Below are 20,206 nucleotides of genomic sequence, written 5' to 3'. Positions count from 1 at the left end.
CACCGCTATCCGATTCAGTAACGCCGCTTGCGATTATCCGGTTGCTTGGGGCGTTGCTGAGCCGGTTTGGCGGGCTTGGTCAGCGCTGCTTTCTTCTTGCCGGAAGGATCATTGGCATAATCTTTGTTGACCGGTATTTTCTTCTTGGGTTTGTGACGCCTGATCATGGCGTAGTGAATCCAACGCACGAACAATAGAAATACCAGGGCGCCTATGGCGATGCCACCCAGCCAGAGCCACTGAATGTTTTCAGCCGATTCATTCATAAACAGGGCCATGCCCTGCACCCGGTCACTCTGGTTGACACCACCCGACCAGGCCGGCAAAGCAGCGGGCAGTGCCAACGCGACGGCAACGGCCTTATGTAGTGGTTTTACCTGATTCATTATTTCGCCTGTTTCAACAGGGTTTTTATCCGGTTGTGCATGGTTTCGCGCAGATCGGCATCTTTCGAGTGCGTGACATCCAAGTCCTTTAGAATGCCGTTATCCAGACCGTAAATCCAGCCGTGTAACGACACAGCCTGTCCACGCTCCCAGGCGTTCTGAACAATGGTGGTTTCGGCCAGGTTCAGCACCTGCGCCATCACATTCACTTCACAGAGCCTGTTCAGTTTAGTCATTTCATCAGGCAATGCATCAAAATAGCGACGGTAGATTTTCAGCACATCCTGAATATGGCGAAGCCAGTTATCGATCAGCCCCAGCCGCTGATTGCTCAAAGCGGCCGCCACTCCGCCACACCCGTAGTGCCCGGTCACGATAATGTGTTTGACTTTTAACACATCGACGGCGAATTGAATAACCGAGAGACAATTCAAATCGGTATGTACCACCAGGTTGGCCACATTGCGGTGCACAAATACCTCACCCGGCATCAACCCCATAATTTCATTGGCCGGCACCCGACTGTCGGCACAACCGATCCATAACAACTCGGGCTTTTGCTGACGCGCCAGTTGCTTGAAAAAATCCGGCTGCTCAGCGGTAATTTGCTCTGCCCATTGGCGATTGCTTTCCAGCAAGTGATCCAGATTCAAACGGTTTCTCCCAGGGTTAAGTCGTTATGCGTCTTCATCCTTGAGAACACGGTCTATAAGATTCGATCGTATAAGCCAGAACAACAGAGTAGACGCTTAATTCGTTGGCTGCCGCGTACTTACAGCGGCTTTATGCCAGCCAGAAACCAAGCAGGAAAAAACGCGCCCCTTTGCCCAGCGTCAGCCAAAATGCAGACGCTGCCAGTGGCATGCGCAACCACCCGGCGGCCACCGGCAACACATCGCCCACAACCGGCAACCAGGCCATGGCCAGCAACGGTGTTCCCCAGCGTTGCAGGTAACGCTCTGTCGTCTGCGCCGGTTGCCAGCGTGATGATACGACACCCGACTGGCGCGCCCAGCGGGCCAACATCAGCATCAGCCAGGCACCCAGTACGTTACCGGCCGTTGCCACGAACCAGTAAGCAATAAACAGCTGGCCCGATTCCCGCACCAGGCCCATAAACAGCAATTCTGTGCCCATTGGCCACAGCGTGGCAGCCACAAAGGCAACGGCGAACAGCACCAGAAAAGACACCCTTTTCAGCCAGGCCGTTCAATGTCGAAGGTATCGCGTGTGGTGCTGTAGGTGTTGCCCGCCATACGGCCGACGGCATCCAGTTTATCGGCCAGAATGCGCCCCTCGTCGTAGAGCGGGTCGGCAACCTGTACATGCACAATGTCTCCCAGCACCAGCCGACCGGCCATGGGTTCATCACCAAAGCGCTGGATCTCACGCAACCGGCATTCAAAATGGATCAACGCTTCGGCGATGCGCGGTGGTTGGACGGTCAAAGCCGGTGTGGTCGACAACCCGGCGTAACCGATCTCGCTGTCACCCCTGGCCAGAGGTGCCGAGGTCTGGTTCATCTTTTCAACCACGGAATGGCTGACAATGTTCAAGGTGAATTCAGGACAGGTTTCCAGGTTTAGCACCGTGTCTTTTTCACTGCCATCGGGTTTACGCAACGGGGCAAAAGCAACAATCGGCGGGTTAACGCTGACCAGGGTAAAAAAGGAAAACGGTGCCAGGTTCAACACCCCTTGCTCGTTGCGGGTGCACACCCAGGCGATTGGGCGCGGTTGAATCGAGCCTACCATTAACTTGTAAATGGCGGTGGCATCCAGGTCGGCAATGGCCAGTTCCATGGGAGTATCCTGTAACGAAAAAGGTGTCGGCCCGGCTCATCACTCGGGCGTCGGAAAGCCGGCCAGTTTCAGGTCAGCCAGGTCGATTGGTCGAGCAGATGGCAAGATAGTCTTCAATAACTGCTGCCATGCCACGCTCTATGCACTCAACGGTCAGTACATGGCCAATCGATACCTCCAGAATACCCGGAATCGTCAGAAACGTCGGCAGGTTGTTAAGGTCGAGATCGTGACCGGCATTAACACCCAGCCCAAGGCGCCGGGCCAGTTCGGCCGCTTCCCGGTACTGCGCCAGCACGCTGCTTGCCGAGTCAGTGCCATGAGCGCTGGCAAAGCCTTCCGTATAGAGTTCAATGCGCTGGGCACTGGACTTTGCCGCGCGTTGTACCTGGTCGGTGTCGGGGTCAAGAAATACCGAGCTGCGCACGCCGGCGGTGTGTATGCGGGTCAGCACCGTTTCAAGAAACTCAGCGTGCTGGCTGAAATCCCAGCCATGGTCGGACGTCAGCTGGTTCGGTTCATCCGGCACCAGGGTGCATTGATGGGGTTTTACGGTGTCAATCAATGCCAGAAAATCTTCGGTCGGGTAGCCTTCAATATTCAGTTCTACATCCGGGTAGGCGGCCAGTGCGGCTTTCAAATCGTGCGCATCCTGTGCCGTGGCGTGGCGCGCATCCGGCCGCGGGTGGATCGTAATGCCGTGCGCACCCAGCGCGATAAACTTTTCGGCAAATGCCACCACACTCGGGAAATCACGACCACGGGAATTCCGCAGCAAGGCGATTTTATTTAGGTTAACACTCAATTGCGTCATTCAGATTCCTGCAGGCTCTTTCGACCGTTTGCCCTAGTGTATCAAAGTTTCCCGGCTTCAAACCGCTTCAGCATCAAACTGCCAGTAAAGCCCACTTGCCCCGGCTTCACTGCTAAAACCAGGCAAGGTTCTATCGAGATAGACAGCACTGGCAAACAAAGCAAAGAGCGTGTCGTTTTCAACCAGATCTTCATTGGCCAGAAACGCAGTCGGTGGTGGTTTAAAAGCCTCACAATACCGATACCAGAGCGCATCGAATTGTTCACAGACCTTTGCTGGAAGGTCGAACCACAGCGACCCGTGCTTGAGCATCCACACCCGGTGTACCCGGGGCTGCAAAAACAACTGGGTCAGGGTTACCTGCCTCGGCTTCATGCGTCGGCGGGCAGCAGCACCCGGTAGTCGCCCGTCAGCACGGCAACCACATCGCCTTCGGCATCACGGGCCGTCACTTCAACCAGTGCGCGCCAGTGCCCGCTTGGCCGCACATCTGGCAGCGCAGTAAAGTGAGCCTGGACGTCCAGATCGGAGCGGGCGGCCTTCGGGTAGCGTACCTGGCTGTCTTTGATGGCAACCTGTTCGGGCAAGTCGTTTAGGCCTGCCCAACGGGCGGTGTGGTACCAGCCCGCTATCACCAGAGCTGCGTACTGGCTGCCGGCAAACACGGTACCCTTGTCATTCCGATTGCCCTGCAAGGGAATCCGGAAACGAGTGGCATTGTCGTCACTGCCAACCCAGTCAATACCCAGCTTGGCCAGCGGCTCAATGCGGTCCAGCTGCATCATTGGGTGACCTCCGCGCCTGCGCCATCAAGCCAGCCTGGGAAGGCTTCCAGAGAGGTCAGTGTCGCGGCCAGCTGCCCCGCCCACTCAGGGTCAGTCGGCACCAGGTCCGGCACATGCAGTACATTGCAACCAGCGGCCAGCCCGGCCAGCACGCCATTTGGGCTGTCTTCAATCACCAGGGCGCTGGCTGGCGCTACGACCAGTCGGGTGCAACCGGCGAGATAGGGTTCGGGGTGCGGCTTGCCCCGGCTCACCTGGTCGCCGCCCAGCAACGATTCGAAATAACCCCGTAAGCCAACGCGCTCCAGTTTGGCCTCGGCCAGTTCGGTGCGAGTGCTGGTCACCACCATCTGGCGTCGGCCGCTCCGGGCTACGTGCTCAAGCGACTCGATCACGCCGGGTTTTAACACCAGGTCGGTCTTGGCTCGTTCGGTGTAACGGTCACCGGTCTGATTGATCCAGTAGACCGCGCTGTCCACGGAATCAACGTAGTTCAGAAACCATTCGATCAGACCGGCCTTGTTCAGGCCAATGGTTTCGAGATAGCGGCGCTCGGCGTCCGGCACTGGCCCACCATTGGCCATGACTTCGGTAAACACCGACCGCACCAGTCGTTCTGAATCCAGTAACACTCCGTCCATATCCCAGAGGACGGCCTCGTAATCAGGTACTGCCATCAGGCATCTCCCAGGCAAGCGGCCAAATCGCTGGCCAGTCGCAGCATCATATCAGCATAGAGTCCGGTACCGGGTTCGGATAATTGGCCCAGAGGGTCAATGGTACCCAATGTTGCCTTGTCGAGATTATCCACCAGCGGCATCAGCCAGCGCTCGCTGTACTGGGGTTCACGAAACAGACAGACGCGCTCGAGCGGTGCCGCCATATCACGCAGCCGGGCAATGGTTCTTGGCCCGGGCGGTATGTCCGGGTTCAGCACCAGGGCACCCAGCCCGTTCAGATCCTGGTCGTGCTCGAAATATTGAAAACCATCGTGAAACAGAATGTAGGGTGTGTCGCGGCTTGTGCTCAAGCGGTCATTCAGTTGTTCGCCCAGTGTGTCCAGACGGATTCGGGCCTGCTCGGCATTGCTCCGATACCGATCACGATTGTCCGGGTCCTGCTCAACCAGCCGGGCTTCCACGAAATCGACAAATCGCTGCGCATTGTCGAGTGACAGCCAGAAATGCGGGTCGATGTCGCCGTGGTCGTGGCCATGGTCATCACCGGTACCCGGCACCGAAAACAGCGTTTCGCGCATCGGCAGCAGCGTCATGCCGGCATCGAAGTCGTGCAATTCAAAGGCTTGAGCATTGTCTGAAAGCCGCGGCAGCAAGCGGGCAAGCGCTGTTTCAAGCTCAGGACCGATCCAGAACAGCACATCGGCCTCAACCACTGCTTTTAGCTGGCGCGGCGTCATGGCACTGGAATGGGGAGACTGACTGGCCTCATACACCAGCGCCGGCTCGGCCACGCCCTCCATCACCTGGGCGACCAGGCTGTGCAGCGGTGCAATCGACACCAGTACCCGGGGCGGTTCAGCCAAGGCCCGGGCCGGGCTTACCAGTAACACCAGCAGCGCCAGTGTCCAGGTCCGGCGGGTCAGGGTTTTCAACAACATAATCAACTCTTGCAATTGGGTTCTGGGAGAATCATCAATAGTTGGTATGATACACTGTAACTTCAAGCCTGTGTTGGCTCAGGCGGTATCGCCAGTCAATCCATCATCGCCCGACGGCCAGGAGACATAGCACCCGTGCCACGCACCCAACCTCTCATTGAAGCCCGACAACTGGGCGTTCGTCTCGGTGGTGAAACCATTATCCGCAACGTCAATCTCAGCGTCTTCGACGGTCAGATCGTAACCTTGATCGGCCCTAACGGCGCGGGAAAATCAACCCTGATCAAAACACTGCTCGGCGTGCACCGGGTCAGTGAAGGCCAGTTGACGCTGGCACCGTCACTGACCATCGGGTATATGCCGCAGCGCATCAGCATCGACGATTCTCTGCCCTTGTCGGTTTACCGGCTGATGACGCTGACCCATCGCGCCGCACGAACAGCGGTAATTGATGCGCTGCGCCTGACCGACGTTCCACACCTGATCGACCGGCCTGTCCAGCAACTCAGTGGCGGCGAATTTCAGCGGGTCATGCTGGCGCGTGCGCTGTTAAAGCAGCCCGATGTCCTGGTGCTCGACGAGCCGGTACAGGGCGTGGATTTCAACGGCGAGGTGGACTTGTACCGGCTGATTCAGCGCATACGCGACGAGCGGGGCTGCGCCATTCTAATGGTCTCACACGATCTGCACCTGGTCATGGCCGCAACCGACGAGGTTGTCTGTCTGAACGGTCATGTGTGCTGCACGGGTGCGCCGGAAACCATCACCCGCCAACCGGAATTTACCCAGTTGTTCGGGCACAAACATGCCGATGCTCTGGCCTTTTACAGCCACCATCACGATCACAACCACAGCCTGGCTGAGCAGGGAGGCCATGTTCATGATTGAAATGCTCTGGCCCGCCCTGCTCGCTGGTACCGGCATCGCGCTGCTTGCGGGCCCGCTGGGCAGTTTTATGGTGTGGCGCCGCATGGCCTATTTTGGCGATACCATGGCGCACTCCGGCCTGCTGGGGGTAACCCTGGCCGTGGTACTGAACCTGAATTTAACCGTCGGCATTGCTCTGGTCACCACCGCCCTGGCATTACTGCTGTTCGGCCTGCAACGCCAACGCCGTCTGCCGTCCGATACCTTGCTGGGCATTCTGTCGCACGGCTCACTGGCGATCGGCATGCTGGTTCTGGCGTTTTCCGAATCGGTTCGAATCGACCTGAGTGGCCTGCTGTTCGGGGATTTGCTGGCGGTCAACCGGGGCGATGTACTCTGGGTGGCGGCTATTCTGGTTGTGGCGTTACCCGTCATGGCAGTGATCTGGCGGCCCTTGCTTGCCATCACCGTGCACGAGGATCTGGCTCGGGCCGAAGGGATTGCCACCGAGCGCATTCGTATTGTCTATCTGATCCTGATTGCTCTGGTCATCGCCGTGGCGATGAAGATAGTCGGCATTCTGCTGATCACCGCCCTGATGATCATTCCAGCCGCCGCCGCTCGCTGGCTGTCCAAAACGCCCGAGCAAATGGCATTGGGCGCCTCTGTGCTGGGTGTCATCTGTGTCTGGGCCGGCTTGGGGGGCTCCTGGCTAACCAACGCCCCCAGTGGCCCGGCAATTGTGGTGACAGCGGTGATTGCCTTTGCTGTATTGCTGGCCGTCAGTCAGGTCAGGCAACGCTTGGCAAACCGGTGACCCGGGTACGGCGCGTACCGCCATTAAATACCCATACTGGCCAGTGATTCCAGAATGTTTCTGGCCACAGCCGCACTGCGCGGATGATCGACGCTTAGATCCTCGATCAGCATCTCCATCGATTCCCGCAGCGTGGGCTCTTCCGGGTCCGGTTCATCCGTGTTGTGGATGTGGTACTCAACCTTGGCCAGCAATTCCTGCTGCTGTGGGCTGATTTCGCCTTCATCCATTGTCGCTCGTAACCGCTCAAGCAAGGCTCGCAAATGGTCTTTTGGCATGATGGGACCCTTGTAGTGATGGAACACGTGAATATCCTGAGACCGGCTAGTCTGGTCGATACAGACCCGCTACAACCGTATACCCTAACTATAGCAGAGCCAGACCACTGCGCTGGTAAAAGCAGCCGGTTTAGGCTTGACATTCCCGGGGCTGGAAGGTCAAAACTGTGTGTTAACGCCCGGCCAACAGGGGGACATCATGTTGATTAAAGACGCCGCGATAGCATCCGGCTTACCGGCAAAAACAATTCGTTACTACGAAAGCCTGGGTCTGATTGAGTCCCGTCGGGCCAGTAATGGTTACCGCCAATACAGCAGCAAGGACATCGAACGGATGCAGTTCCTTGCTCGCTCAAGAACGCTGGGTTTCTCGCTGGACGAATGCCGCTCTCTGCTCGACTTGTATGATGACCCGACCCGGGCAAGTGCCTCCGTCAACGCGCTGGCCAGGCAGCATCTGGATGAGTTGAATGACAAGATTCGCGAGCTGACCGCGATGAAACAAACGCTGATTCATCTGGTTTCCCAGTGCCCGGGGGATGAGTCATCCGACTGCGCCATCCTGGAGTCACTGGCCCATGGGCAGACCAGCGAATAATCTGAAATCCAAGGCTTTGCTTTATTTAGCGTTAGCGATAGGCTAGATGGTATCCAAACCCTGAAGGAAGCCTGCACATGATCGACTGGATCGTCAATTTTTGGGTCGAAAACTCGCCCTTTATACTCAGCGTCGGCTATAACCTGCTATTGGTCATAGCGGTGTTCATTGTTGCCAGCATTGTCTCCAATGCCGTTAAGAAATCGATCCGCAACAGCGGCAAACGCATCAAACGCATGGACCCGACTCTGATTCCCCTGTTCGCCGGTATCGCCGGTTATGCGGTCTACATCGTCGCCGTGGTTATTGTGCTGGATATCTTCGGCGTTAATACCAATTCCATCGTCGCCTTATTGGGTGCCGCTGGCCTGGCTATTGGTCTGGCCTTGAAAGACACCCTGAGCAACATTGCCTCCGGCATCATGATGCTGATTCTGCGGCCCTTCCGGGTGGGAGACTACATCACCTTTAACGGCACCGGCGGTACGGTGGAAGAGATCAGCCTGTTTACAACCATTCTGAAGACGCCGGATGGCCAGTACATCTCAGCGCCCAATTCCAACGTCTGGAACGCTACCATCCAGAATTCCACCCGCAACGGTACCCGCCGGATGGATGTGGTTGTGGGCGTTGCCTACGACGATGATCTCGATGCCGGTTTCCGGGCACTGCAGCAACTGGTGGATGAAGAATCCCGTTTTCTCAAAGACCCAGCCCCCCAGGTTATGGTGCAGTCTCTGGGAGACAGCTCGGTGAACCTGCAAATTCGCGCCTGGGCAACGGTGGATGACTACTGGACAATCTGGTGGGAAATGCAGAAAAAAGTGAAAGTCGCCGTCGAAGCAGCCGGCCTCAGCATTCCGTTTCCGCAGCGGGATGTTCACCACTACAACGTGGACAACCTGCCTGCGCAAGCTGACAACGCACCCAAGTCGTAACGCAAGACAGGCCTAAAAAAACCGGGTTCAGCCCGGTTTCTTTTATTACCAGAATCGTAACCGCCGCAGTATCAGAAACTCGATGACGGCCACCACGCCCAGCCCAATGCAGGTGTACCAGAACGCCATGCTTTCATCGACGCCGGGCATCCCACCCACGTTAATCCCAAACAGACCGGTCAGGAACCCCAGCGGCAGGAAGATGCCGGCAATCACTGACAGCCAGTAGGTGTTGCGGTTCATTCGTTCGGCCAGTACTTGCTGCTGTTCATCTCGGACCAGTTGAATCTGCTGCAGTAGCATTTCAATGGTTTCCAGCATGCGCAGCGTCACATCACGCTGGTTGGCCAGCAACATAAGATCCCGATCAGACAGCCATTCACCGGCCTCGCCCGCCAACCGGTCAAGCGCGCCCATCTGAGGTCGGATAAACCGGTTCAGACGTAACAGGCGCTTGTGAAAATGCGTCAGATCCGACAAATACTGCTGCGGATTCACACTGCTGTCGCGACTTTCGAGACCTTCCAGTTCGCGCTCCGAGGCTTCCAGCAATTCACCAATTCGATCATTCAGTGCTTCGATGATTGTCACCAGCAAGGCACTGACTGACGCCGGGCCCTGCCCTTGCTCCAGCCGCTCTCGTACATTGGCGATGGCCTTGAATGGACGTTTGCGCAGTGTGATCAACCCATCCTTGTACCACAGCATGCGCAGGCTCAGCATGTCATCAGGCGCGGCACCCGGTGTCAGGTTGACGCCCCGCAAAATAAGCAAAAAGCCGTCCCCCACGGGTTCAAACCGGGGCCGGGTGTCTTCCGCCAACAAGGCCTGGCGCAACCCGCGACCAATATCCAGATGCGAAAGCCAGCCCGGCAATCCGGCATCGTCCCGCTGACAATGCACCCAGCGCCGACTTAGGTCATCGGGCGCACCCGACTGGGACTCAGGGGGCTGCACATCAAACCGCCAGTGGTCGATAACAAAGGAGTGATCTGAAGTGTTATTTGCCATATTGGTTGCTCACGCATAACCCTTTACTTCCGGGGTTAGGGGTTTTTTGGTTGCCGGGAGTTCGTACTGGTCACCGGGTAGGCTTGCTAGGGTGGTGCGACACTCGCTCGGCATGAACCCAACCATGGGGCCTAGACCGCATGATATGAATCCCATCCATGGGATTCACCCTTCGGGCTCGCTTCGCTCATGCTAAAACGCTCCTGGCTTTTTAGTCCCTGCTGCGGACTGCCCCTACCAGGCCTACCCGGCAACCAGCACTTAATGTGCTGCCAACCTAGCCTTTATTTCATTTAGTGCAACGCATCGCCTTTGGCATCCACGTCCAGCTCAGGTTCATCCAGGAACAGTACGTCCAGCGCCGTTGCGTGTTCAAGCACATTCAGGGTGCTCCCGGTCACTGCGCTGAGAAAGGCGTTGAAATAGGTCGGCGACAACTCGGCAGCGATCAGAATGCCGCTGATGACGAGACGGGGAATTTCGTCGTCATGAAGGTTCAGCGTTACCTTCACCAGCGGGTGCTCGAAATTCACCAGGTTCAGGCTGCCGTGCAAGGGCAATACGGCTGACGGGCGTATGGGCAGCTCGGTGGAAATGATGATCATGCCCTCGTCCAGAAAGACCCGGCTTTCCAGAACGCCCAGCTGTTCTTCCAGATCCGTCAGATGAATGCCTTCGCAATTCGGGCACAGGTAATGCCGGACCGACAGGTCCTTTAACCAGTTTTCCAGATGATCTCGTGTGAAATCGGACATGCAAGGGTCGCCTATCGGGGTCATACAAAAACGGAGGGGCATTGTACGGCCATTTTGCCCCGGTCTCCACCGGGTTCACAGCAACGGCAAAGGCCCCTGTTGCTTAACGGCCCGAATCGCAAAGCTGCTGTCGATGGTATTGACCGCCGGAACTTTCTGCAGGCGCCGCACCCATTGCTCGTAACCCGGCAAATCGGCCGTGACGACCTGCAACAGGTAATCGAATGCTCCGGACACCGTGTGGCAATCGATCACTTCGGGCATGTCCCGCAGGGTGTCCTCAAAGGCTTCGACCAGACTGTCCTGGTGTTGGTTGAGCCGTACGTGCACGAAGATGGTAATGCCCAGGTTGAGGCGCTGCCGGTCGAGATGCGCACGATAACCGCTGATGTAGCCTTCGTCTTCCAGCCGGCGTAGCCGCCTGGCACAGGGAGATGCCGACAACCCTACCCGCTCCGCCAGTTCCGCCGTGGTCAGGCGGGCATTGCGTTGTACCGCATCCAGCAGCCGCCGATCGATCCGGTCAAGCATCTTCGCCCACCCTTAGCAACAATCGTCATTAATTTCGGAAACCATAGCACAGCCAGCTAATTTTGGTGAAATGTCTGCACACCTTCACTCAAAACCACCCGAGCGATTAGGTCACACTATGCCCCTCCATTCGATTGCACAGCCAGCGGAGCAACGCGCATGACACACCAACTTCACAGCACAGCCACGGCCTCCCTGCCTCGCCGGGGCCTGACGGATGTGCTGCCACAATTGTCCACCCCTGGCTTGCGTCTGGCCGGTTATGCGGCAGCGCTGGCGACGGTGTTGATCTGGTCCTGCTATTTTCTGTCGCTTCGCTATGGTGCCCTGTCTGCGCTCGGCACCTTCGAGCTGACGCTGTTTCGCTTCGCTGTGCCGGGGCTGATTCTGCTTCCCTGGTTTATCCGCCGGCGCCACTCTATTCTGGCCGTCCATCCCGTTTGGCTGGCTGGCATTCTGGTTGGCGCGGGTTTGCCGTTTTTCCTGCTCAGCGCACACGCCATGGGGCTGGCACCGGTGGTTCAGGGCAGCACGCTGATTCCCGGCACGGCACCTCTGTTTGTGACCGCACTGGCGGTGGTTGTTTTCCGGCAGCCCCTGACCCTGGCACGCTTTGTTGGCCTGGGCAGCGTTGTTCTGGGCATTGTGCTTATGCTGGCGGCGACGGGACTGGATAGCGGTGGCGCAGTACTTCAGGGGCAACTGATGTTTCTGTTGTGCAGCCTGTGTTGGGCGTTGTTTACACTCAGTGTCCGCCAGAGTGGACTGGCCCCGCTGGAAACCGCCGCGGTGCTAACCGTACCCAGTGGCGCCTTGTTGATACTCTGGGGGCTCGCCAGCGGAACCGGAATAGACCTCGGCACCGTACCGCCCCGTGAGTGGCTGCTGCAACTGGTCGTTCAGGGGCTTGCCGTGGGCCTGGGAGCAGGTTTTCTATACGGCTATGCGATTCGCGCCCTCGGGGCTGAAATCACCTCGGCCATCGGCTCCCTGACCCCAGTATGCGCGACGGTACTGGCGGCGGTCTTTTTGCACGAAAGCGTCGAACTGATCACGCTGTTGGGGTTATCCTTGGTGACCCTGGGCGTAATCGCTGCCAGCGGGCTGATCCGGTCACGGTAACAGCCCGGCCCGAACCTGCCACCTTCTCTCATTTAGCGGAGTGATCGAATGTTTGAACGTCTCAATGCCCCAAAACAAGATCCGATTCTGGGGTTAACCCTCGCCATTATGGCCGATCAGCGCAGCGACAAGATGGACCTGGGCATTGGGGTTTATCGTAACGCCGAGGGTGCCACCCCAATCATGGCCGCGGTTCGACAAGCTCAACGCGAACAGGCCGAAAACCAGACCACCAAGAGTTACATTGGTCTGGCCGGCAATGAAACCTTCAATTCCGCGCTGATCGATTTGCTTCTTGCTGACACGGCTGCCCACAGCCGAGCCGCTGGTATTCAGACGCCGGGGGCCAGTGGCGCGCTGCGCATGCTGGCGGAACTGATCAAAAGCGCCCGGCCCGACGCCACCGTCTGGATCAGCAACCCCAGCTACGTGAACCATCGCCCCGTCATGGAAGCCGCGGGCCTGAAAGTTGCCGACTACACCTATTTCGATGTGGCCACCAAGCAAGTCAACGAAGCCGCCATGCTCGACCAAATCGCTACCCTGGGCGAACAGGATGTTCTTCTGTTACACGGTTGCTGCCATAACCCGACCGGGGCTGACATTTCCCTGCAAGCCTGGCAGCGCATCGCCGAGCTTGCCGAACAGCAGGGCTTTCTGCCCTTTGTCGACATCGCCTATCAGGGCTTTGGCGATGGGTTGATGGAGGATGCTGCCGGCTTGCGGCTGCTGGCCGACCGACTTCCCGAACTGATCATCGCCACCTCGTGTTCCAAGAATTTTGGCCTCTATCGCGAACGCACTGGCGCGGCCATCGTCGTGGGACATACCCTCGAAGAGAGCCTGAAAGCCAAGGGTCGCATTCTGGAAGTGGCCCGGGGCAGCTATACCATGCCACCCGATCACGGTGCAGCGCTGGTCGCTGCCATTCTGGGGCGGGACGATCTGAAAACGCTGTGGATGGATGAGCTGACGGTGATGAACCAGCGCATTAATCATCTTCGTGCCGAACTGGTGCGCCAGTTCCGTGACCGGAGCGACAGTGATCGCTTCGACTATTTTGGCGAGCACCGGGGTATGTTCTCGGTCACCGGGCTTGGCAATGAACACATCGATGCGCTGCGTGTTGAGCATGGTATTTATATGGTCGGTGGCGGCCGGATGAACGTCGCCGGTCTGGCTGAACGTGATATTCCCCGCCTGGTCGACTGCTTTCTGGCGGTGGGCGCCTGAGGTAAACCCACTGTGCGGTGTACATCAACGCCGCACACGGGCATAGTCTGCACTAGGGAGCCTTCTGCCGATGGCATTACCCTGCCACAGGACAAGGACGCTCCCAATCCGCAGCATTAACACTTGGCGCCTATGACCCCGACTCCGCTTCTGACACTCCTGAAACGCTGGTTTCTACCCGCCATCCTGGTGGCCTGCATTCCCTTTTTCTTCTACAGCGCTGGCCTTGGGCTGGAGTCGGAACTCGAACGTACCCTGCTCAATTTTGGGCACATTGTGTTTTTTGCCCTGGCCATTTTTGCACTGCGCAACAATCTCGACATGCGCACCTGGCCGCACTGGCTGGCGATCAGCATTGCCGTGTTTCTGGTCAGCATTATCGTCGAGTACATTCAACACAATACCGGCCGCACCCGCAGCTGGGAGGATGTTGAGCGCAATCTGATCGGTGCCTGGCTGGCCATGTTCTGGCTAAACCCGCCCAGCGCTCAAGTCTGGACTGGCCGGCTGATTGCCAGCGGCCTGTTTGTCAGCCAACTGGTGATGGTCAGCCAGGCCAGCATGACCGAGTACCGGCTACACAATACGCTTCCGATTGTGTCCGACTTCGAGAACGACTATGAAATTGACTGGTGGCAAGGCGATGTTACCCGAACAGACACACGTGCCTGGCATGGCCACCAGAGTATGGTGGTCCGCCTGACCACCCAGACGTATTCAGGCGCCCGGATGACACGCATGCCAAATGACTGGAGCGGCTACAGCAGCCTGAATTTTGCTGTCTACAACCCGAGCCTGCTGCCGATGCCCTTAACGCTGCGCATTAACGACAAAGCTCATGAGCGTTCCCTGTTGTATCAGGATCGTTTCAATAGCACCTTTATCGTCGAATATGGCTGGAACCTGATTGAATTCTCCCTGGAGGACGTGCGCAATGCGCCGTCCGGCCGTGACATGGACATGAGCAATATCAGTCATCTCGAGTTGTTCGCCTTCGAGCTCGACCGCCCCCGTGAGATTACCGTTGATTATCTGAGGCTGAAATAGCCACCCTTACCGGGCTTCACTGGAAATCAGTGCGCGCCGGTCTTGCCAGAACGCCTGGCAGACCTGAATGAAATCCCGCGTGACCGGGCTCAGCTCCCGGTCAGACCGGTAAAACACCCCGACCTGGCGTTCAATACTGGCAAAGTCAAACTCCAGCAACGGCCGGAAATGCTGGATCTGGGGGAGCTGTCGTGTCACCTCGGTACTGATGTACCCCACCGCCAGACCCTGATCGATCAAATTCAGGCGTACATTCAAACTGCTGATTTGCCAGATCATCTGAAAGCGGTCGCGCAGTTTTTCCTGATAAGGCCGCTGGTCGGGTTCATCAAGAGACGACACCACCAAAGGGATACGCCGCAAGTCGGCCAGCGTTAGGGCGCCGCTGTGTATCGGCTTGGTGGGATTAATCATCAACAGGCGTTTTTCCCGGTACAGGGGCACGCGTTCAAACCGGTCCATCCGGGTTTGAAAAGGCCCCAGCCCCAGTTCGACTTCACCGCTGATGACCGATTGCACAATGGTCCGCGAGGGCTGCTCGATAATGCGCAATCGCGCCTCGGGCCAGCGCCGGTTGAACACGGAAATCAGCTCGGCGCCAGCAAAGCGATTGTTGGTGCTGTCGATGGCAACCGTCAGCCGCTGGTCCAGCCCGCGGGACAGTCGGTTCAGATCGCTGAACACCTGCTGCTCCTGCTGACGCTGGTCATCGGCGTACCGATAGAGTCGTCGGCCGGCCGGGGTTAACCGGACCGGCCGCTCACGAATCAATAAAGGTACCCCCAGTTTGGTCTCGAGCTGCTTTACCGATTGGCTGACCGCCGATTGAGTCAGGTGCAAATCAGCGGCGGCCGAACGAAAACCACCGGTTCTGGCCACGCTCAAAAAGATACGCAGTTCACTGTTTTCGAAGCGCATGATTAGCCCTGCTTATCATAAATTAATAAAGTTTAATTAGATTAACCAAAACCGGGCGCGTTTAATAGCGCCCTCACAGCGTATTGAAGGTGATTTTATGACTACCGATATCAATTCAGGACTCGAAGGCGTCGTCGTCGGCGCAACCCGACTGTCCAATGTTGAGGGCGAAATCGGCCGTCTGACTTACCGGGGTGAAGTGGTTGAAGAGCTGGTAAAACAGCCATTCGCGGGCGTTGCCTACTGGTTGATGACCGGTGAACACCCGACCGAAGACGAGGTTGGTGCCCTGGATCTCTGGCTGGCGGCCGAATCTGAACTTACCGCCACAGAATTGCGCCTGCTGGAACAATTGCCGCGCACCCTGCACCCGATGGCGGTGCTGCAAAGTGTGGCCCCGGTTGCCAATCTGACACCCAACCAGCCCGCGCCCGACTTTGTCTCAGCTCAATGGCAGGATGGACTGGTATTGGCGGCCCGATTGAACGGTGTCGTTCGTGTCTGGCACAACCTCTGCACGCTGGGTCAGGTACGGGTACTGCCTGCCGGCCTGGGGTTTCTGGAAACGCTGTTGTACGGCATTCAGGGCCAGAAGCCCTCAGCCGAAGCGCTGGGTGCCATCAATGCCACCCAGATCCTGCAGTTGGACCACGGCTTTAATGCCGGAACCTTCGCCGGCCGCGTCATCGCCAGCACCCAGGGCAGCTTGCAAGCCAGCGTTGCCGGTAGCCTGGGTGCCCTCTCCGGTGCCTTGCACGGCGGTGCCGACGAAGCCGCGGTAATCATGGCGCAAACCATTGGTTCGCCGGACCAGGCTGACGCCTGGGTACGTGATGCACTGGCGAACAAAGTCAAGATCATGGGCATGGGCCATCGCGAATACAAAGCACTGGATCCGCGCGCCGCTATTCTGAAGCCGATGGCGCGCCAGTTCTGTGAAGGCACTGAATGGGAAAACCTGATGGAAACGCTGGTGGCAGTGGAAGACACCTGCCAGTCAGTCTTCAGCGAAAAAGGTAAGGAAATACACGCCAACCTGGAGTTCTACAAAGGCGCGGTTTACCTGGCGCTGGGCATTCCGGAGCAGTATTTTACGTCCTTCTTTGCCTGCAGCCGGGTCTTCGGCTGGGTCTCGCATTACCACGAGTTCCAGACCGATGCCCGACTGATTCGCCCACGCGCGCTTTACATCGGCGCCTGATCGGTTGCCGGCTTCGGCCGGCCAAACCGGATCAACCGGGTGGTGATGGCGGTCCCAAACAGGGTGATCGCCATCCCCAGCCAAACGGTCAGACTGATCGTCTCTCCAAGAAACACATACCCCCACCCCAGCGCACTGACCGGGACCAGAAAGGTCACAGTAGAGGTTGCCGTAGCCCCCGCGCTCGACAACAACTGGAAATACACCAGAAAGGCCAGCGCCGTACTGAACAGAGCCAATGCCAGGGTGTTCATCCAGGCCTGTGTCGAAGGCATGGTTTCCGGCCAAAGCAACAGACCCGGTATCAGCAGAATCAACGCCGACAAAGCGGTGCTGCCACCGGCGACCACCTGCACCGGCAAATGCGACAGACGTTGCTTGGTAAAATTACCGGCCACGCCATAGCACAGCGTTGCAGCCAACGCGGCCAAGATCGACCAGCCATCACCACCCACAGAGAAATCCAGCCGGTTCCCCGACAACACATAGACCCCGACAAAAGCGATGGCCAAGCCCAGATACTGTTGCCGGGTAACAGCCGTGGCGAAAAACATCATGCCAATCAGTGCGGTAAACAGAGGGGTCGTGGCGTTAATCAGCGAAGTGAATCCCGCTTCCAGACTCAGAGTCGCGTACGCCAGCAAGGAGAACGGCAGAACATGATTCGTCACCGACAATACAGTCAGTGGCGCCTTGTATTGCCAAACCAGTGCCAGGTGACGGCGGACCAGCAGCAACGGCGACAACAACAAAGCTGCCACACCCATCCGAATAAAAATGAGGCTGACCGCACCGAATTCCGGTGCCGCTACCCGCATGAAAATAAAGGACACACCCCATAGGGTAGACAGCGCCAGCAGGCGCAGTACATCTAACGGCAACATTCAGTGACTTCCTGATTAGGCAGCGGGCATTCCCGAGTTGGGGTCTGTGGTCAGCGTTACACCGTCGGGTGTCAGCTCATAAAAAAAACAATCGCGGCGGTTGGTGTGGCACGCCGGGCCTTGCTGATCAACCTGCAGCAACAGCGTATCGCCGTCGCAATCGAGCTTCATGCTGACCAGGCGCTGGCGGTGACCGGAACTTTCGCCCTTGCGCCAATAGGTCTGGCGTGAGCGGGACCAGTAGCAGACCTGACCTTCTGTCAGAGTCTCCTCGATCGAGGCCCGGTTCATCCAGGCCATCATCAACACTTCACCGGTATCGTGTTGCTGGGCAATCGCCGGAATTAGCCCGTCTTCATTGGTTTTCAATTCACTGAGAACTTCATCGAGACTCAGTTGGGTACCGCGGGGAGCCTGCTCCCATTGCTTGAACATGGTCCTGCCTTTTTGGAATTCGATTATCGAGGGGTTGGGCCGTCTGTTTCACACGACTTGTGCACTTAAAACACCGTGCTCCAGTTTACCTGAATCCGGGAGGGATACACGCCGTACTCATCCAAAATCCGGGGCTCATCATCAATGACCTCAGGCCGCTCCGCCAGGGCATGCATGAACGTCAGATCGAGTGTGCTGTTGTTGCCCATACTGCGACTGAACGCTCCGGTGAACAGGAGGCCACCATCACTGAGATTAACGGCTTGCCCGAGCGATGCCTGCCACAGTGGCGACAGCGGCTTCGACGCTTGCAGGCTGAGGTAGTGTCGCCCCCAGGGAGAGACCAGGCCGGTTTGATGCCAGCCGGAATTGCTTATCTCTGCGTAGTCCCCGTCGACACCCAGGCTGTTGAAATGGTATTCAGCGACCACGTAAACGTCGCCCAGAATCTGCTGATCCACCCCCAGGGTGGCCCGAAAGCCGGTACCACCATCAGGCTCCTGCTCAGTCGCAAGAAGCGCCATTTCCTGCCACAACCCCCAATCGCCCATCGAGGTTTGGGTACCCAGCCCCAGAACCTGGTGCTCCTGGTTTACTGTCAGCGCGGTGGCCTCCCAGGTAAAGCGACCGGCCTGCGTATAACCGCGGGCAAACACCACTGAATCGTCGCCAAACACCCAGCCTAGATCCAACTCGGACACTGCCCCCAAAGGCACCAGCCAGCGCACTGCATCAACACCCGCGCGATAATCAGGCTCCTGCGCCAGCAGTCCGGTCGGCAATATCACATCAACCGGCGAATACACTCGTGCAAGCCCAAAGCTGATGGGCTGACGCCCCAGCGTGATATCCCCCAAGCCGGGGTAGGCACGCACATAGGCGCGATCCAGGTTCTGGCGAATGCGAACCGGGTCGTCGTCAACCAGCGTGGCATCGAGGTCACGCCATCGAAAATTGGCCGGGTCCGATTCCAGCGCCCGCTGCAAGGCGTCGTCACCGTCCGCCTGGGCCAGCCGGGCCTGTTCAGCCAGGCCATAGTGCACCCCCACTTCCAACGAGGTCGTGGGATACCAGGCCAGATTCAAACGGCCGCTCAGGGTTTGATCCAGTGCCCAGCCCGGGGGTTGCGACTCGTCGGGCAAGCCCTTTATCTGGGGGTAAGCCACGGCTTCAGCGCCGGCGGATAAATCCCACCAAACATCCACTTCGGCCTGGGCACTACCCGCCAGCCCAACCAACGCAGCCACAACGCCATGCCCAATAAACCCCCTGGCAACCACGAGGCGGTTTCTGCCGTTACGCTTCACGTTCAGACTCGGAATCAATGCAGCCGTCCTTCAGCCGAATCAGCCGGCTGGCTCGTTCCATAATCATCGGATCGTGGGTGGAGAAAACAAACGTCATGCCTTCGTTGCGGTTCAAGTCGTGCATCATGTCGAGCAAATCCGACCCGGTTTGCGAATCCAGATTCGCCGTCGGTTCATCGGCCAGAATGATGTCTGGCCGGCTAACCATCGCTCGGGCCACCGCCACCCTCTGTTGTTGCCCGCCCGACAATTGATGCGGAAAACGCCCTTCCCGGCCCGCCAGCCCAACGCGCTCGAGCATGGCATAAACCCGCTCACGTCGCTCGGCCTCGGGAACCCCCTGCAACAGCATGATGTATTCACAATTCTCGGCAGCGGTTAACACCGGAATTAAATTGTAAGCCTGAAAAATAAAGCCAATGTGGTCGCGCCGAAAATCCGACAGTTCCCGTCCGGACATCTGCGTGATGTCCTTGTTCGCCAGATGCACCTGCCCGTGAGTCGGGTTGTCCAACCCACCCATCAACTGCAACAACGTCGACTTGCCCGAACCCGATGGCCCGACAATGGCGGTAAACTCACCCGGCGCAATGCCAAGGCTCACCCGGTCGAGCGCCTTGACCAGCGTATCGCCTTCACCGTAATGCTTGCTGACGTCCCGGGTTTCGATCACCGACGACATAACTGTCTCCCTTTGATAATTGCCCGATTACGAACCTTTGGGGTGTACGAAGCAAGCGTCGGATGCCAGTGATGCCTCTGTGGGGAAGTCCGCAGCATGGATGCTGCGGCCTAGGCTCCAGGGACGGATTCACGCCGACCCCGCAGAGGCATCACTGGTAGCCGACGCGAACCATGG

The 20,206-nt window shown here is 57.9% G+C and carries 26 protein-coding genes; 8 read left to right on the top strand and 18 right to left on the bottom strand.

What is annotated here, in order from left to right; genetic code table 11:
- Nucleotides 1–14: 14 nt before the first annotated feature.
- From EP166_RS01410 to EP166_RS01370, 9 genes are all read right to left on the bottom strand, one after another.
- Entirely contained in the window at nt 15–386 is a 372-nt protein-coding gene (locus EP166_RS01410) for a hypothetical protein (protein ID WP_127555025.1), read from the bottom strand.
- A complete protein-coding gene (gene can, locus EP166_RS01405; RefSeq protein ID WP_127555024.1) occupies nt 386–1,039 on the bottom strand; it encodes a carbonate dehydratase in 654 nt (217 codons plus the stop codon). Before can ends, EP166_RS01410 begins: the two co-directional genes overlap by 1 nt.
- A gap of 130 nt (nt 1,040–1,169) precedes the next feature.
- A complete protein-coding gene (locus EP166_RS01400) occupies nt 1,170–1,577 on the bottom strand; it encodes a YqaA family protein (RefSeq protein WP_127555023.1) in 408 nt (135 codons plus the stop codon).
- A 5-nt stretch (nt 1,578–1,582) separates the two neighbouring features.
- Nucleotides 1,583–2,188, bottom strand: a complete 606-nt coding sequence (locus tag EP166_RS01395) for a flavin reductase family protein (RefSeq protein ID WP_127555022.1) — start codon at nt 2,186–2,188, stop codon at nt 1,583–1,585.
- Between the two features lie 73 nt (nt 2,189–2,261).
- A complete protein-coding gene (locus EP166_RS01390; RefSeq protein ID WP_127555021.1) occupies nt 2,262–3,002 on the bottom strand; it encodes a pyridoxine 5'-phosphate synthase in 741 nt (246 codons plus the stop codon).
- Nucleotides 3,003–3,059: 57 nt separating this feature from the next.
- On the bottom strand, nt 3,060–3,377 hold the full coding sequence (locus tag EP166_RS01385; protein WP_127555020.1) for a hypothetical protein: 318 nt from the start codon (nt 3,375–3,377) through the stop codon (nt 3,060–3,062).
- Complete coding sequence (locus EP166_RS01380) at nt 3,374–3,787, bottom strand: YiiD C-terminal domain-containing protein (RefSeq protein WP_246026195.1); 414 nt, start codon at nt 3,785–3,787, stop codon at nt 3,374–3,376. The genes EP166_RS01385 and EP166_RS01380 overlap by 4 nt, the downstream gene beginning before the upstream one ends.
- Nucleotides 3,784–4,464 carry an HAD family hydrolase gene (locus tag EP166_RS01375; RefSeq protein WP_127555019.1) on the bottom strand — a complete coding sequence of 227 codons (681 nt, stop codon included), beginning with the start codon at nt 4,462–4,464 and terminating at the stop codon, nt 3,784–3,786. Before EP166_RS01375 ends, EP166_RS01380 begins: the two co-directional genes overlap by 4 nt.
- A complete protein-coding gene (locus EP166_RS01370; protein WP_127555018.1) occupies nt 4,464–5,405 on the bottom strand; it encodes a zinc ABC transporter substrate-binding protein in 942 nt (313 codons plus the stop codon). Before EP166_RS01370 ends, EP166_RS01375 begins: the two co-directional genes overlap by 1 nt.
- A 135-nt stretch (nt 5,406–5,540) precedes the next feature.
- On the opposite strand from EP166_RS01370, the gene EP166_RS01365 reads away from it, so the two are divergent.
- Both EP166_RS01365 and EP166_RS01360 read left to right on the top strand, forming a co-directional pair.
- The gene (locus tag EP166_RS01365) at nt 5,541–6,293 is read left to right on the top strand and encodes an ATP-binding cassette domain-containing protein (protein WP_220432469.1); all 753 of its coding nucleotides are present in this window, start codon (nt 5,541–5,543) and stop codon (nt 6,291–6,293) included.
- Nucleotides 6,286–7,089 (top strand): metal ABC transporter permease, encoded by an 804-nt coding sequence (locus tag EP166_RS01360; protein WP_127555016.1) that lies wholly within the window; start codon nt 6,286–6,288, stop codon nt 7,087–7,089. Before EP166_RS01365 ends, EP166_RS01360 begins: the two co-directional genes overlap by 8 nt.
- 23 nt (nt 7,090–7,112) lie before the next feature.
- On the opposite strand, the gene EP166_RS01355 is transcribed toward EP166_RS01360, so the two are convergent.
- Nucleotides 7,113–7,367 carry a DUF4404 family protein gene (locus EP166_RS01355; protein WP_127555015.1) on the bottom strand — a complete coding sequence of 85 codons (255 nt, stop codon included), beginning with the start codon at nt 7,365–7,367 and terminating at the stop codon, nt 7,113–7,115.
- Between the two features lie 199 nt (nt 7,368–7,566).
- On the opposite strand from EP166_RS01355, the gene cueR reads away from it, so the two are divergent.
- The gene (gene cueR, locus EP166_RS01350; protein WP_127555014.1) at nt 7,567–7,965 is read left to right on the top strand and encodes a Cu(I)-responsive transcriptional regulator; all 399 of its coding nucleotides are present in this window, start codon (nt 7,567–7,569) and stop codon (nt 7,963–7,965) included.
- A gap of 77 nt (nt 7,966–8,042) precedes the next feature.
- Nucleotides 8,043–8,903, top strand: coding sequence for a mechanosensitive ion channel family protein (locus EP166_RS01345; RefSeq protein ID WP_127555013.1), 861 nt, complete (start codon nt 8,043–8,045; stop codon nt 8,901–8,903).
- Nucleotides 8,904–8,948: 45 nt separating this feature from the next.
- On the opposite strand, the gene EP166_RS01340 is transcribed toward EP166_RS01345, so the two are convergent.
- From EP166_RS01340 to EP166_RS01330, 3 genes are all read right to left on the bottom strand, one after another.
- Nucleotides 8,949–9,914 (bottom strand): zinc transporter ZntB, encoded by a 966-nt coding sequence (locus EP166_RS01340; protein WP_127555012.1) that lies wholly within the window; start codon nt 9,912–9,914, stop codon nt 8,949–8,951.
- 293 nt (nt 9,915–10,207) lie between these two features.
- A complete protein-coding gene (locus EP166_RS01335; protein ID WP_127555011.1) occupies nt 10,208–10,669 on the bottom strand; it encodes a YbjN domain-containing protein in 462 nt (153 codons plus the stop codon).
- A 75-nt stretch (nt 10,670–10,744) separates the two neighbouring features.
- Complete coding sequence (locus EP166_RS01330) at nt 10,745–11,200, bottom strand: Lrp/AsnC family transcriptional regulator (RefSeq protein ID WP_127555010.1); 456 nt, start codon at nt 11,198–11,200, stop codon at nt 10,745–10,747.
- Between the two features lie 159 nt (nt 11,201–11,359).
- On the opposite strand from EP166_RS01330, the gene EP166_RS01325 reads away from it, so the two are divergent.
- From EP166_RS01325 to EP166_RS01315, 3 genes are all read left to right on the top strand, one after another.
- Nucleotides 11,360–12,322, top strand: coding sequence for a DMT family transporter (locus EP166_RS01325; protein ID WP_127555009.1), 963 nt, complete (start codon nt 11,360–11,362; stop codon nt 12,320–12,322).
- Nucleotides 12,323–12,370: 48 nt separating this feature from the next.
- Complete coding sequence (locus tag EP166_RS01320; RefSeq protein ID WP_127555008.1) at nt 12,371–13,555, top strand: amino acid aminotransferase; 1,185 nt, start codon at nt 12,371–12,373, stop codon at nt 13,553–13,555.
- Nucleotides 13,556–13,687: 132 nt separating this feature from the next.
- Nucleotides 13,688–14,602, top strand: coding sequence for a VanZ family protein (locus EP166_RS01315; protein ID WP_127555007.1), 915 nt, complete (start codon nt 13,688–13,690; stop codon nt 14,600–14,602).
- 6 nt (nt 14,603–14,608) lie between these two features.
- Here EP166_RS01315 and EP166_RS01310 read toward each other — a convergent pair whose 3' ends face one another.
- Complete coding sequence (locus tag EP166_RS01310) at nt 14,609–15,520, bottom strand: LysR family transcriptional regulator (RefSeq protein ID WP_127555006.1); 912 nt, start codon at nt 15,518–15,520, stop codon at nt 14,609–14,611.
- 97 nt (nt 15,521–15,617) lie between these two features.
- Between EP166_RS01310 and EP166_RS01305 the strand changes: the two genes are divergently transcribed.
- Nucleotides 15,618–16,721 carry a citrate/2-methylcitrate synthase gene (locus EP166_RS01305; protein WP_127555005.1) on the top strand — a complete coding sequence of 368 codons (1,104 nt, stop codon included), beginning with the start codon at nt 15,618–15,620 and terminating at the stop codon, nt 16,719–16,721.
- On the opposite strand, the gene EP166_RS01300 is transcribed toward EP166_RS01305, so the two are convergent.
- From EP166_RS01300 to EP166_RS01285, 4 genes are all read right to left on the bottom strand, one after another.
- A complete protein-coding gene (locus EP166_RS01300; protein ID WP_127555004.1) occupies nt 16,706–17,605 on the bottom strand; it encodes a DMT family transporter in 900 nt (299 codons plus the stop codon). The genes EP166_RS01305 and EP166_RS01300 overlap by 16 nt on opposite strands.
- 15 nt (nt 17,606–17,620) lie before the next feature.
- Nucleotides 17,621–18,040, bottom strand: a complete 420-nt coding sequence (hisI, locus tag EP166_RS01295) for a phosphoribosyl-AMP cyclohydrolase (RefSeq protein WP_127555003.1) — start codon at nt 18,038–18,040, stop codon at nt 17,621–17,623.
- Nucleotides 18,041–18,105: 65 nt separating this feature from the next.
- Complete coding sequence (locus EP166_RS01290; RefSeq protein WP_127555002.1) at nt 18,106–19,365, bottom strand: hypothetical protein; 1,260 nt, start codon at nt 19,363–19,365, stop codon at nt 18,106–18,108.
- The gene (locus tag EP166_RS01285; RefSeq protein WP_127555001.1) at nt 19,337–20,029 is read right to left on the bottom strand and encodes an ABC transporter ATP-binding protein; all 693 of its coding nucleotides are present in this window, start codon (nt 20,027–20,029) and stop codon (nt 19,337–19,339) included. Before EP166_RS01285 ends, EP166_RS01290 begins: the two co-directional genes overlap by 29 nt.
- Between the last annotated feature and the right edge of the window lie 177 nt (nt 20,030–20,206).

Origin of the sequence: Saccharospirillum alexandrii (assembly GCF_004000275.1) — a bacterium.
Classification (GTDB): domain Bacteria; phylum Pseudomonadota; class Gammaproteobacteria; order Pseudomonadales; family Natronospirillaceae; genus Saccharospirillum; species Saccharospirillum alexandrii.
The sequence above is the reverse complement of the archived record's forward strand: the minus strand, read 5'-3'. Positions and strand labels throughout refer to the sequence as shown.

What these genes read in the sequence shown, in the direction of transcription:
- cueR (WP_127555014.1), top strand. Translation starts at nt 7,567, where the DNA reads ATGTTGATTAAAGACGCCGCGATAGCATCCGGCTTACCGGCAAAAACA.
- EP166_RS01310 (WP_127555006.1), bottom strand. Translation starts at nt 15,520, where the DNA reads ATGCGCTTCGAAAACAGTGAACTGCGTATCTTTTTGAGCGTGGCCAGA.
- EP166_RS01375 (WP_127555019.1), bottom strand. Translation starts at nt 4,464, where the DNA reads ATGGCAGTACCTGATTACGAGGCCGTCCTCTGGGATATGGACGGAGTG.
- EP166_RS01345 (WP_127555013.1), top strand. Translation starts at nt 8,043, where the DNA reads ATGATCGACTGGATCGTCAATTTTTGGGTCGAAAACTCGCCCTTTATA.
- EP166_RS01385 (WP_127555020.1), bottom strand. Translation starts at nt 3,377, where the DNA reads ATGAAGCCGAGGCAGGTAACCCTGACCCAGTTGTTTTTGCAGCCCCGG.
- EP166_RS01380 (WP_246026195.1), bottom strand. Translation starts at nt 3,787, where the DNA reads ATGATGCAGCTGGACCGCATTGAGCCGCTGGCCAAGCTGGGTATTGAC.
- EP166_RS01360 (WP_127555016.1), top strand. Translation starts at nt 6,286, where the DNA reads ATGATTGAAATGCTCTGGCCCGCCCTGCTCGCTGGTACCGGCATCGCG.
- EP166_RS01395 (WP_127555022.1), bottom strand. Translation starts at nt 2,188, where the DNA reads ATGGAACTGGCCATTGCCGACCTGGATGCCACCGCCATTTACAAGTTA.
- EP166_RS01355 (WP_127555015.1), bottom strand. Translation starts at nt 7,367, where the DNA reads ATGCCAAAAGACCATTTGCGAGCCTTGCTTGAGCGGTTACGAGCGACA.
- EP166_RS01410 (WP_127555025.1), bottom strand. Translation starts at nt 386, where the DNA reads ATGAATCAGGTAAAACCACTACATAAGGCCGTTGCCGTCGCGTTGGCA.
- EP166_RS01330 (WP_127555010.1), bottom strand. Translation starts at nt 11,200, where the DNA reads ATGCTTGACCGGATCGATCGGCGGCTGCTGGATGCGGTACAACGCAAT.
- EP166_RS01305 (WP_127555005.1), top strand. Translation starts at nt 15,618, where the DNA reads ATGACTACCGATATCAATTCAGGACTCGAAGGCGTCGTCGTCGGCGCA.
- EP166_RS01325 (WP_127555009.1), top strand. Translation starts at nt 11,360, where the DNA reads ATGACACACCAACTTCACAGCACAGCCACGGCCTCCCTGCCTCGCCGG.
- hisI (WP_127555003.1), bottom strand. Translation starts at nt 18,040, where the DNA reads ATGTTCAAGCAATGGGAGCAGGCTCCCCGCGGTACCCAACTGAGTCTC.
- EP166_RS01320 (WP_127555008.1), top strand. Translation starts at nt 12,371, where the DNA reads ATGTTTGAACGTCTCAATGCCCCAAAACAAGATCCGATTCTGGGGTTA.
- EP166_RS01340 (WP_127555012.1), bottom strand. Translation starts at nt 9,914, where the DNA reads ATGGCAAATAACACTTCAGATCACTCCTTTGTTATCGACCACTGGCGG.
- EP166_RS01335 (WP_127555011.1), bottom strand. Translation starts at nt 10,669, where the DNA reads ATGTCCGATTTCACACGAGATCATCTGGAAAACTGGTTAAAGGACCTG.
- EP166_RS01370 (WP_127555018.1), bottom strand. Translation starts at nt 5,405, where the DNA reads ATGTTGTTGAAAACCCTGACCCGCCGGACCTGGACACTGGCGCTGCTG.
- EP166_RS01300 (WP_127555004.1), bottom strand. Translation starts at nt 17,605, where the DNA reads ATGTTGCCGTTAGATGTACTGCGCCTGCTGGCGCTGTCTACCCTATGG.
- EP166_RS01390 (WP_127555021.1), bottom strand. Translation starts at nt 3,002, where the DNA reads ATGACGCAATTGAGTGTTAACCTAAATAAAATCGCCTTGCTGCGGAAT.
- EP166_RS01315 (WP_127555007.1), top strand. Translation starts at nt 13,688, where the DNA reads ATGACCCCGACTCCGCTTCTGACACTCCTGAAACGCTGGTTTCTACCC.
- EP166_RS01285 (WP_127555001.1), bottom strand. Translation starts at nt 20,029, where the DNA reads ATGTCGTCGGTGATCGAAACCCGGGACGTCAGCAAGCATTACGGTGAA.